General features: G+C 41.7%; 8 protein-coding genes and 2 tRNA genes. 7 read left to right on the top strand and 3 right to left on the bottom strand.

Features of this window, described 5'->3' with window-relative positions:
• Positions 1-495: 495 nt before the first annotated feature.
• The 3 genes from BMW71_RS08440 to BMW71_RS08430 form a co-directional block, all read right to left on the bottom strand.
• Positions 496-2079, bottom strand: coding sequence for a purple acid phosphatase family protein (locus BMW71_RS08440; RefSeq protein WP_092172067.1), 1584 nt, complete (start codon positions 2077-2079; stop codon positions 496-498).
• Between the two features lie 258 nt (positions 2080-2337).
• On the bottom strand, positions 2338-2598 hold the full coding sequence (locus tag BMW71_RS08435) for a GIY-YIG nuclease family protein (RefSeq protein WP_262485668.1): 261 nt from the start codon (positions 2596-2598) through the stop codon (positions 2338-2340).
• A 62-nt stretch (positions 2599-2660) separates the two neighbouring features.
• Positions 2661-2734, bottom strand: a tRNA-Pro gene (locus BMW71_RS08430).
• Between the two features lie 413 nt (positions 2735-3147).
• Here BMW71_RS08430 and BMW71_RS08425 point away from each other — a divergent pair.
• From BMW71_RS08425 to BMW71_RS08390, 7 genes are all read left to right on the top strand, one after another.
• A tRNA-Asn gene (locus tag BMW71_RS08425) sits at positions 3148-3221 on the top strand.
• Between the two features lie 400 nt (positions 3222-3621).
• Entirely contained in the window at positions 3622-5358 is a 1737-nt protein-coding gene (locus BMW71_RS08415; RefSeq protein WP_092172062.1) for an ATP-dependent nuclease, read from the top strand.
• A gap of 172 nt (positions 5359-5530) precedes the next feature.
• The gene (locus tag BMW71_RS08410; RefSeq protein WP_092172059.1) at positions 5531-6277 is read left to right on the top strand and encodes an FRG domain-containing protein; all 747 of its coding nucleotides are present in this window, start codon (positions 5531-5533) and stop codon (positions 6275-6277) included.
• Positions 6278-7021: 744 nt separating this feature from the next.
• The gene (locus BMW71_RS08405) at positions 7022-7810 is read left to right on the top strand and encodes a hypothetical protein (protein ID WP_092172057.1); all 789 of its coding nucleotides are present in this window, start codon (positions 7022-7024) and stop codon (positions 7808-7810) included.
• Positions 7811-8356: 546 nt separating this feature from the next.
• The gene (locus tag BMW71_RS08400; RefSeq protein WP_143057590.1) at positions 8357-9016 is read left to right on the top strand and encodes a hypothetical protein; all 660 of its coding nucleotides are present in this window, start codon (positions 8357-8359) and stop codon (positions 9014-9016) included.
• A 373-nt stretch (positions 9017-9389) separates the two neighbouring features.
• Positions 9390-9653 carry a hypothetical protein gene (locus tag BMW71_RS08395; protein ID WP_092172051.1) on the top strand — a complete coding sequence of 88 codons (264 nt, stop codon included), beginning with the start codon at positions 9390-9392 and terminating at the stop codon, positions 9651-9653.
• 124 nt (positions 9654-9777) lie between these two features.
• Positions 9778-12780, top strand: a complete 3003-nt coding sequence (locus tag BMW71_RS08390) for a type I restriction endonuclease subunit R (RefSeq protein ID WP_092172048.1) — start codon at positions 9778-9780, stop codon at positions 12778-12780.
• Positions 12781-12790 lie beyond the last annotated feature (10 nt).

Raw genomic sequence — 12790 nt, 5'->3', positions numbered from 1 at the left:
AAGTGGTGGAGCAGTTTTTCCTTCTGATCGGTTTGCTTTCCGAATTTTACTCCAGAAAAATTCGCATATTGTCCATTACTTGTCTCCGTAAAACCTACTGCAACTAGCTGCCAAAACGGAATTTTCACGGTTGCTGCACTAGTTGATGGGGCCTGCCGTCAAAATATTACCGCTACTCACGGCATCCCCTCCTATGCATCCCTCGAAGACGGTCTTCAATCAAATAGCCACCCACTCCGGTACTGCTTTAGCCGGTTCGGCACCAACGGCAGCAGGTTTTAAAAACGTCAAGTAATAAAAGGAACCGGAATTCTCCACATTGAAAACTCGTACGGGACTTCTGGAAATAGCCCCCCTTAGGAAAGACCGACGACTTGGTGTACAGGTGCGGCCGGGTCAACTCCCTTTCCCCATACGGCACCCCAGGTTCGGAGTATACAGGAGCTGTGTGCGGCTGAGAAGCACCTATTTCATGGGAATACTACGGATCAATCGTTATTTTTCGTCGGTCTGAAACGTCCTTACAGCTGACCAATCACTCCAATTCAGGTTTTGATCCCGGTAACGAACCCGCCAATAGTAACTTGTATTGGGAGCTAGGCGCTCCGTTTTTTCATCCGTCAAGTCATCATCCTTTTGCCGATTTTCTTTGTAGTACCAATTCTGGTATTGTTGCCAGCTCTCGTAATCCAATGTCTCAAACCCCATGGATCTGGATACCTGCCAATGGGACGCTGCATGAAACGTACCGGTATAGTCGCTCGTAAAGGGACCGGCTTTCAACACGGCCCCCTCGATAGAAACCCCGGATCCCGTTGGCGACATGGCTTCGGGGGTATTCGGTTTGCGTTCTTTTCTCCATACCGTAATGGAATCTCTCAATTCGTTCTCCCGGTGTTCAATGGTATTACCGCGGCTAATTCGTTTTATGGTGAATTTTGGGTCTTTTCGATCGCCGTCTATGGACACCATGACAAATCCGTACTCATCTTGTGTAACGGTAAACTCATCGTAATCCCTGCCCTCAAATTCACCCCAGTTATCGATGGCCCCTCCTGCCGAGGCCACATTGATCCAGAGGTGTTTGTGGTCCCTGGATTGTCCCCTGGAATATCCGTGCGTGTGTCCAAAAAAGTGAATACTGGGCTTTCCCGTTTTGGTCGAAAATTGTTCCAATTCCTTAACGATCCGCCCCGTAAAATCCTCTTCACCCGGAATCCAAAGTTCGGACTTATACGGATGGTGCAATTGCGCAAAAACGAAATCGATTTTATCGTCGTTTTCGGTGTCCGCCAATACTTCCTTCAGCCAGTCCAATTGTTCGCGTAAATCCCGGTACCCATCGTTTGAGTCCAAACCAATGACCCGGGTGTTGCCGTAATCTTTGTACCACCAATGTTCGGCATAAGCGGGCGTCCCATTTTCGGGCAGACTAAAATATTTAAAGTAGTAAACAGAATTGCGCTCATGGTTTCCGGGTACCGGGTACACCGGCACTTGGGCAAATAAATTCTCCGCCGGGTTAAAAAAGTGGTCTTTCCATTGATGAAATTTTGCCCCATTTTCTACCAGATCTCCCGGTATCAGCACCATGGCCAGGTTATCAGGCAAGGATCCGCCAAACTCTTTTTCCAGGTAGCCGATAACCCCTTCGTTCAACACTTCATGAAATTTATCGGGCTGATTGTAGTCGTACTGCATGTCGCTCATCGCAACAATTTTAAATTCTTTTCCATCGCTGGAAAACGGAGGCGTTTTAAATTGAAAAATATCGGAACGGGCATTTCCGGTTCGCACCCGGTAATAGTATTCGGTAAACCGTTCCAAACCGGTAATTTTGACGGTATGAACCCGTGCATCGTCATAATTGATCGCTTCAGAAGTACCCGAAGCACTTTCACCCAATTCGGGACTGGTGCCCCATTCCACGATGCTTTCTTCCCCTTCGGAGGTTTGCCACATGACAATGGCGGAATTCGGCTCTACATCTTGCAGGTAGGGTTTGATCTCTAGGGTCTGTGCCAGGGATTGAAAGCTAAGACCCGCAAATACGGAAAATAAAATTGCTTTGAATGCCATTTTTAACTTACTCGTTACGTAGTGGATTGGTTACAAAAATAGCGCACCAAAAAAATTCCAACCAGGAAATTATTCGGCGCAGTCTAAGGTACGATTTTTCGAAGAAAGCGAGTAACCGACACTGGAAATTGGCGGATAATTTTCCCATATTTGACTGAAATAAAAAAAGCCAGCAGCTATCCCCTACGGGCCTAACGCTCCTCGGGGAGCCCTGACTTAGGTCAGGCTTCGTTCTAGTTGAACCAACGACCTTCCTGACTACTGTCGGAATACGCTTCCTGGCTGCTGAGGGTTAAAATCTTTACCGATTATCTGAAGGTACCGTTTACTTCCGAGGTTTTTGATTTTTGTTTCTTTGCTGACCGCTTCAGTTCTGTCCGCACAGGTTTCAACATGAACCATTTCCCAGGGCATGCCTCCTTTTGTGGACTTATTTCTTCCGGAATTATGTCGCTGAAGGCGCGCTTCAAGGTCCTGGGTCTGGCCTACGTAAAAACGATCCAGCGAAGCGGAGTACAGTATGTATACAAACTATTCCATAAAAAAAGCCAGACTGGGAAACCAGCCTGGCTCAACTCTCGTCGGGGTGGCCGGATTTGAACCGACGACCCCTTGCACCCCATGCAAGTACGCTACCGGACTGCGCTACACCCCGAGATTTATTAATTAGCCAATATTTCAAATGTACTTTATGGGATTTGAACCCACGACCCTCCTGACTCCTGTCAGGATACCCTACCGGACTGCGCTACACCCCGAGATTTTAAAAGAAATGCTAGCATGGATTGCTAAACATTCCCTCCTATAACGGAAGGGCAAATTTATACTTTTTTCATGTAAAAAAAAGGGCGATGCTTAAAAAATCATGCGAAAGGCAATAGTGACTCGGAGCGAGCCGAAAAACTCAAACGAACCGATGCACCGATGGAAATTAACTCGCTGATACTGACACCCATGTTGGGATTGGTGGAAAATTCACGAAAAATCCGTGCACCCATATTTGGAAAAAAATAAGTAAGCTGTTATGTTTGCATCTCGTTTAAGGAAAAGCCCTGAAAACGCGATTATTCCTCCTTAGCTCAGTTGGTTAGAGCATCTGACTGTTAATCAGAGGGTCCTTGGTTCGAGCCCAAGAGGAGGAGCAGAAGTGACTAAATATCAGTAGGTTACGTAAAATGTTGACCAAAATGTTGTACGGGTGGTTTGTGTTATTTTTTAATTACTTACTATCGCTTCACAATTTAAGAGGGCTACAGATTCAATTCTGTAGCTTTTTTTGTGCCTTGCCCTGAATTCAACGAGACGGTGAAATTCCAAGGTGTAAAGAAAAAGATAATATACTCCGCCGTAGTAATGCCATTCATTTACTCAAAACCGGAATAAATTTGCTTCACGATCAATGGTTACATAGCCATTCCTCCACCAAAACCCCTGAATTAAATACCAATGTGCAAGTAGATCCTTTCAAAAACATCAAAAACGTATTAGATTGGGATACCGTTAAACGTTAAATAAAATGCAGAGTGCACTCAATTACCGCCTGTGATCAAGACCTTAATCTTAAATAACTATCGCTGCTTTGATGAACACGAGATTAGATTCAAAAAGCTTTCAATTGTAGTTGGGAAGAATAATGCGGGTAAATCGACCCTTATTGAATCTCTCAGACTTATTTCATTGGTTACAACAAGATATGAAAATCTCGTATTTAGAAATCCGCCAGCATGGACAGAATTACCGTTAAATTTTCGAGGTGTTTCACCATCGCTGAAAGGGATCGAATTTTCTAGAGATAATTTATTTCATCGTTATGGAAATGCCCCTTCCAAAATAGAGGCTATCTTCAAAAACGATTACAAAGTGATTCTTTATATTGGAAATGAAGGTGAACTTCATGGAGTGTTGTTTGATAAAACGGGACAAATAATTCAAACAAAGGGTCAAGCTAGAGAAGCTAGATTTCCAGTAATAAACATTCTTCCTCAAATCGGGCCATTACAAACGGTAGAGGAAACACTAAGAGCAGATTACATTCTCTCAAATATATCATCCTCCCTAGCTTCTAGGCACTTTAGAAATCAACTTAACCAATTGAATTCAAGGTATCAGGAATTTAAGAGAATGGCTGAAGATACTTGGCCTGGACTAAGGATAGTTGAGTTATCAGGGAGATCACAAACAACTGGCAGCAAATTGGCGCTACTAGTCCAAGACGATTACTTTGTGGCAGAGGTTGGGTGGATGGGTCACGGATTACAAATGTGGCTTCAAACAATATGGTTTTTAGCTAGGAGCCATAAGAACTCAACTGTAATTCTTGATGAACCTGATGTTTACATGCATGCAGATTTACAGCGGAAGCTTATAAGATTTCTAAGAAATAGGTTTGTACAAGTGATCGTGGCAACACATTCGATTGAAATAATGGCTGAGGTTGAACCAGAAGAAGTGCTCGTAATTGACAGGCAGCAAAAAAAGTCTTTTTATGCCTCCAACTTACCAGCTGTTCAAAGCATCATTCACAATATTGGAAGCATACAGAATATTGAATTAGCTAGACTTTGGAACACGAAAAAATTTCTAATAGTTGAAGGCAAAGACATATCAATCCTTAAGCGATTCCAAAACACCCTTTTTCCCAATAGTTCTGAACCTTTTGATTCTATCCCAAGTATGCCTTGCGGTGGCTGGGGAGGATGGAACTATGTTGTTGGTTCCCAAATGTTGTTGCGAAATGCAGGAGATACGAGAATATCGGTTTTTTCTCTTTTTGACTCAGATTATCACTCTTCAAAAGAAATTACTAAAAGACAAAATGATGCTGTCAAGCACCGGATTAACCTTAAAGTTTGGAGTAAAAAGGAAATAGAGAACTATCTCATTTGTGATGCTGCTATTTACAGAATAATTCGTCGTAACAAATCAGAAACAAAATCAATTACTTTACAGATTGTAACAGACAAAATTGACGAAATTGTCGACTCGTTAAAGGACGATGTTATTGACTCGGTGTCTACAGTAATTCATCATGAAAATAGAAGTTATACTGCTGGAAAAGCACATTCTGAAGCACGAGATGAGATTAATCCTAAATGGGATAAAGAAAAGCGGAATTTAGTTTCGGGGAAGAAAGTAATTAAGAGGCTTAGTGAATGGTCTAACAGAACTTGGAATGCTTCTTTAAGTACCCTTTCAATTGCTAGAGAAATGTCAATGAGAGAAATTCCACCGGAAATCTCGCGAGTTGTAAAAGCCATCGAAAATAATAAGGAAATATAAAAGATCCTAATTGTGAATGGCCCCAGGCCATAAGCCAGCAAAGCACCCCTCAAACCACCGTACATAGGGGTCTCGTATACGGCATTTCACCAGATTATGGGTTCTGCCGGCCGGAATGAGATAGTCAGGCAAGTTTTAATATACTTTGTAAGAATAAAAAACCGCAATAAAGATGGAAATTTCAATTAAAAATGTTTCTGAACTTACTGAATACTTTAAATACTTATTATCAGAAACACACGTGATTTGGTGGTTTCGTGGACATTCAGATTATTCTTGGAAATTACTACCAAGTTTGTGGCGAGAATATTCAAAAACGCAAGAATCATATATGACTCGAGAGTTTTTGTTCAAAGCAAGGGCAAGAACTACCTTATTTCCAGGAGCTGGTGACAACTCAGGTTGGCTTTCACTTATGCAACACCATGGATTACCAACTAGACTTTTGGACTGGTCAAAGTCTCCATTAATTGCTTTGTATTTTGCGGTAAATGATTATCACAGACATAGTAATATCAGTTCTGAGAAAGATGCATGTATTTGGATGCTATGTCCTGGACAAATGAATGAATATTTTGGGCATGAAAATTTAATTTATCCAGTTGACAGTAACTCTTCTTTGGAGTTGATAAATCAGGCCTTTTACACAGACAGGAATGATAATCTCGGTGTAATTGCTACATCTGCAATCGAAACCCATAAGAGAATAATAATGCAACAAAGTGCTTTTACGATTCATTCAGAAACGAATTCTTTAGAAAGCCTCCAACCTAATTCGAATTGGCTTAGAAAGATTAAAATACCTCAAAATACTTTAGCCGAAATAGCATTTGAACTAGAAATACTAGGAATCAAGCTTTCCAGTGTTTTTCCTGACCTAGATAACTTGTCCAAAGAAATAAAATATTTTCATAGATAAAATTCTTTCCTGTAAGCTTAGCCCTAACAGAATCAAATGGTACAGGCTGAGGCTCTCAAACCACTGGACATACGGGTTTCGTATACGGCGATTCTTATAGCATAGGAATGTCACTCTTTAAACCATATTCCCTTTCCGCTACATTTAAGATAAGGCTACGCTAACGCTTCTTATCGAATTTTCACTTCACAATATGTTCGGTCCTTCCATTCCCAGTGAGACCCCTGTAGCTCTTACAGATCGTTTTCGGTAACTACTATGACCTCCGCTGACTTCTCTAGGTGTTCCCGACACCCAGCGACCTCCCTCGGTAAGGTGAATATACTTGTGCCTATTCCTGCCATATCTACCATTTCGATGCTTCCTTCCTTTCGGAAGGCTAGGACTTCGGCGTGATGTGGCACCTCATCCGACCTCATGGTCTCAGTATAAGGTTTCTGTTCATCAGTACAGACACCGCAAACTGGCTTATTATTTATCCTGAAACTTCAGGGCGTCAGTGCATTGGTCACCCCACATCAGCCCTGTGAAAAAATTGGGCAGGCATTTCCACTTGCTTGGGTTCGAGGTGTTACCCCGGCGATTAAGGGACTTTCACCCATTGGAACGGTCAAATTTTTGACCTATATTCACCATTCAAGGCGCACCACCAAACCTATAAGCAATAGCGCCCTTTGGGAAACAACTGCTTATAGCTAAACTGGTGGTATTAATTTCGGCATAATACAAAAAGCTCATAAATAAATGACAGGAAAAGTAAAGCATATACTTGTTATTGAAAGTCTGGACGAAAGTGATGGTGTACATTTTACGGGTGAAGCATTATATAATGACATAATTAGAAGACGAATAGATTTATATGGGAAAGACTTTACACATCAGTTTCACAAAGTAAATTCAAAAGAATCATTTTCGCAGATTATCAAATATGTCCAATACAACGCTAATTTCATGCAGGAAGGAGTTGTTATTCATTTCGAAATGCATGGAGATAATGCATTAGAAGGATTAGTTTTATCAAATGGTGAACTGATTAAATGGGAAGAAATCTGTAATTTATTACGACCCATCAATGTCGCAACGAAAAACAAGCTCTTTGTAACTATGGGGACGTGCAATGGTAGATTTCTATATAAGGGAGTTGACCCATACAGGAAATCACCTTACTCAGGGTATATTTCAGCAAGCAAGACTGTAAAACCAGAAGAAATATATACTAAATTTGGTTTGCTTTTTGAACATCTAATAGAGAATGGAAATATTGTCGATTCCTACCTTGAAATGGAAAAATCGGAATCAAACTTTTACTATAAAGATTCAAAAAGAGTATTCAAAGAAGCATTTTCTAAAACAATGGAAAACCTCGCGAATGATTCAGGCTTAAAAGAAGAAATCTTGAAAGATTCAATTGAGCAGACAAAAATGGCAACTGGTAAGGAATTTAATAAACAGGAATCAGAAGTTATATTTAAAAAGGCATTAAAAGATATTTATAATAATCAACTTAAAGCCTTTGATTTTGAGGAAGAATAACTAATGCCAATCGAGCTCGACCTGAGCAAAATGACTCAGGTCGAGGCTCTCAAGCCACCTTAAGTACGGGGCTCGTATAGGGCTGTTGACCGGATGATGGGTTGTTTTTAGTGTAATAGGTGAGCATCGATTCGTATCCTTTTTACTTCGGTATGATAACGTGATAGTTGTAATTTTAATCCGAATTTGATCGGCCGTGGCGGGCCATCTTCCCATTTTCCTAACCCGAGACCTGAGCCTACGACAAGCGACTCCCGTTGATGCGGAGCAGGTATTGCGACTTGCTAATGTTTCGGGACACACCCAGTCCCGGCTAATATAGGGAACTCGGCACAAAAGGGGATATAGATAGAAATCGGTACAGGTTTTTCACCCTATGGAATAATTTGGTATTTTAGATGCCAGGTGCCCATGCTGGGCACACACATACACTATCATCCATAAGCTTACTGAGCTATTTGCAAAGTATAACGGGATGAGATACTTTTATAAATTTTGGAAAGTCCTGCTTACGGATGATAGTTGGACGCTGTACTCAAGTTAAAAATGACCATAGACCAGAAAATAGCGTTAATATCTACCTTAGTTGGAATGCTTGGAGTTCTGCTTGGAGTTGGACTTACATCCTTTGTGAATTGGAAGCTCAAATCCAAAGAAGCCCATTTGCGCATACTGGAAAAAATATTTGATAAAAGACTTCAAGCACATGAAGAAGTGCTAGAAATTTCTCGCCTATTAAGGACAACGGTATCAACAAAATCTGCAGACGAGGGCGATAACGTGATTACTTATCCTGTAATAATCTCAAGCAGAGAAGAATTTGATCAATTCATAAGAAGATTTTATGAACTAGTGAACTACAACACCCATTGGCTTGACATAGAGGTGTTCAGAGAATTGAATTTCATCCAGGACTATATTGCGAATGTGGACATTCTTCTAAAAGAAAGTAATGACGATAGTTTCAAAGAAGTAGCATTAATAATCAAGTCGGACATTATTGACTTAGCCGCCTCTTTAGAAGAAATAACTATGACCTTCTTTGATAAGGACATTTATGCCATAAAAATAAAGACAAAAAAGCAGCACCATAAATATAAGAGAACCCAGACTATCAAAAGACTGCATAGCACTGAGCTTTTCAAAAACTGGAGTGAAATAGAAGAAAAAGCTGAGCACAATCGAGCGGATGGTCGCAGGTCATAAGCCTGGGCAGCACCCCTCATATTTATCTACCGTAGCCATTACCTCCCGAGGTACCGATCTCTCCGAAATAGGACCAGGCCACCTAGTCCACGAGAGGGTATAAATCAAATAACATGAACTATTTTATTAGGTAATACTTTCCATTACCCGGTGAGTCTAAACTTGTTTCTCACAAATCATCACCACAAAACAGCCAGCCACTTCAATCTTTCAGGAATGAAATTCCAACTTTAGTGTTTTTTTCCCCCATTGCAACATTCAACTATTTAAACTATATTCACCATTCGAGGTATACTCAAAGGGTTAGCGTTATTGGCTCTAGCGTCGCAACTATCCTTTTACAAACCGTTGGAGCCCTTAAAAGAGAAAGCAAATGACACCTGAAATTCAAAGGAAACTGAGTGTTTGGGCCGGGCAATTTCCCGAGTCTCATCACACCATCGATTACGAGCGTTTTTACGAAGTTGTAATTCAAAGCTATAAGGACGATTATCGCCTTTCTGGTGATTCAATCCAAGAAGCCCTAGAGAAAGCCGGGAAGTTAAATGCACAACTTATTTCTGAACTGTCAGATCATTACTCTAATCTATATCACCACCTTTACAGTTTGCTGGAATTCACAAGGTTTCCAAGATAATTTTAGGTATTTAAACTGCCTGTATAAAAAAGACATGGCCTATTTCGGCAAGTAATAGCCTGGAATAATTTTGAAATGTGCAATTTCACCAGCATATGTCAATGAATTTTTGAAGATGGTTCAAATGAGCAAAGAACATCAAATAGAAGAAGATCTGGTCAAGCAGCTGACAGAGCTAAAATACACCTACCGACCTGATATTATTGATAGGAAAACGCTTGAGCGGAACTTCAAAGCCAAATTTGAAGCCCTTAATCGGGTAAGCCTTACGGATAGTGAGTTTTTAAGGCTTCGGGAAGAAATCATTGAGCCAGATGTCTTCAAAGCATCCAAGTTGTTGCGTGAAAGGCAATACTTCCAAAGGGAAGATGGAGAGCCCCTCCAATACACCTTGGTAAACATCAAGGATTGGTGTAAAAATGACTTTGAGGTAACCCGCCAACTGCGGATCAACACAGAAAATAGCAACCAAAGGTTTGACATCATTTTGCTGATTAACGGCTTGCCTGTGGTTCAGATTGAGTTGAAGAAACTGGATATTTCCCCACGGAAGGCCATGCAGCAAATCGTGGATTATAAAAATGAACCAGGCAATGGCTACGGCAATTCGCTGATGTGTTTTATGCAGTTGTTTATTGTCAGCAACCGGTCCAGTACCATCTACTTTGCCAACAACAAAAAGCAGCACTTTCAATTCAATGCGGATGAGCAGTTTCTGCCCATTTATCAACTGGCTGACGAAAAGAATCAAAAAATCCGGCACCTTGAGTCTTTCACGGACAAGTTCCTAAAGAAGTGCACCCTCGGTGAGATGGTCAGCAAGTATATGGTATTGGTGGAGAGCGAACAGAAATTGCTGGTGATGCGACCCTATCAGATTTATGCGGTTAATGCCATTGTGGACTGCATTCACCAAAACAGAGGGAACGGCTTTATCTGGCATACCACAGGAAGCGGTAAAACCTTGACTTCTTTCAAGGCTTCAACCCTACTCAAGAATAACCCTGATATTGAAAAGTGTTTGTTTGTGGTGGACCGTAAAGACCTGGACCGACAGACCCGGGAGGAGTTCAATAAATTTCAGGAAGGCAGCGTGGAAGAAAACACCAATACCGAAACCTTGGTAAGGCGATTACTTTCCACCGACTATGCCGATAAGGTGATTGTGACAACCATCCAAAAACTGGGATTGGCACTGGATGGAACGTACAAAAGGAATTACAAAGAACGACTAAAACCATTGAGTGACAAGCGGATCGTTTTCATTTTTGATGAGTGCCACCGCTCTCAGTTTGGGGATAATCACGATGCGATTAAAGAATTCTTCCCCAATGCCCAACTTTTTGGCTTTACGGGCACTCCTATTTTTGATCAGAACGCCACCTACAAGGTAAGAGAAGAGGAATATGAATCGTATAAGACTACAGAAACTGTTTTTCAACAGCAACTGCATGCGTATACCATCACTCATGCCATAGAGGACAGAAACGTACTGCGTTTTCACATTGACTATTTCAAAGGCAAGGGCAGCCAAACCCCCAAGCCTGGCGAACCTGTTGCGCAAAAGGCAGTAGCCGAATCAATCATCGACAAACACGATGCCGCTACCAATCAGCGAAAATTCAATGCTATTTTGGCTACGGCTTCCATTAATAACGCCATTGAATACTATCGCCTGTTCAAAGAGCTGCAAATTCTTCGACAGGCTCAGGATCCGAATTATCAGCCGCTCAATATCGTATGCGTTTTTTCTCCACCTGCCCAGTTGATTGCCAAGAACGGAGACCAGCAAAGCCAGAAAAATGCGGCAGATATAAAACAACTTCAGGAAGATTTAGCCCAGGAAAAAGAAGACAACAAACAAAATCCGGAAGAGAAGAAAAAGGCCTTGATGGAAATCATTGCTGATTTTAATAAGCAGTATGGGTCAAACCACAATATCAACGAATTTGATTCTTATTATCAAGATGTTCAAAGACGCATCAAAGACCAGAAATACCCGAACAATGAGCTGCCCCACAAAGAAAAGATTGACCTGACCATTGTGGTGGACATGCTACTCACGGGTTTTGACTCCAAGTACCTCAATACGCTGTATGTGGACAAAAACCTGAAATACCACGGGTTGATACAGGCATTTTCACGGACCAATCGGGTGCTGAACGATACCAAGCCCTACGGCAATATTCTGGATTTCCGTTCCCAGCAGGAAGCAGTGAACCAAGCCATCACCCTCTTTTCCGGTGAAGATGCCGGCAAGGCCGCATCAATCTGGATGGTAGATCCTGCCCCTGTGGTGATTGACCACTATCAAAAAGCAGTGGAAGCTTTAGACGTATTTATGGAAGAACACAACCTCGCAGCCGAACCGCAGGAAGTGTACAACCTGAAAGGAGATGCTGCACGAATTGCTTTTGTGAAAAATTTTAAGGAAGTACAGCGGTTCAAAACGCAACTGGACCAATATACCGACTTGGATGAGGAGCAGCAATCTCAAATTGAGAATATCCTGCCTAAGGAAACCTTGCAGGAGTTCAGAAGCTCGTACCTGGAAACCGCCAAGCAGCTTAGAAAGATTCAACAAGAGGAAGGCGAAGCCGCGACGGAGGACATTCAGCAGTTGGATTTTGAATTTGTACTTTTTGCCTCTGCTGTGATTGATTACGATTACATCATGAGCCTGGTTGCTGATAGTACGCAGCAAAAACCCACCAAGCAAAAAATGACCAAGGCACAGGTGATCAGTTTGCTGAAATCCAACGCCAACCTGATGGACGAAGAGGAAGACCTGACGGACTACATCAATCAAGTGGATTGGAGCGTTGGGCAAACGGCAGAGGAGCTGAAAAACAACTTTGAAACCTATAAAGTAGAGAAGTACGACAAAGAACTGGCGGCCATCGCCAAGAAGCACGGCTTGCAAACGGCAGATCTGAAAACCTTTGTAGAAAATATCATGAGCCGAATGATATTTGATGGAGAAAAACTCACCGACCTCATGGAGTCTTTGGATCTGAACTGGAAACAACGAAGCAAATCTGAAACTGCATTGATGGAAGACTTGGTACCCCAATTAAAAAAATTAGCCCAAGGGCGTGAAATTTCAGGATTAGCAGCTTATGAGTAAGGAGAAAAAA

The organism is Cyclobacterium xiamenense, from assembly GCF_900109255.1.
Classification (GTDB): Bacteria; Bacteroidota; Bacteroidia; order Cytophagales; family Cyclobacteriaceae; genus Cyclobacterium; species Cyclobacterium xiamenense.
Note: the sequence above shows the minus strand (reverse complement) of the source record. Positions and strands in the feature narration are given on the sequence as shown.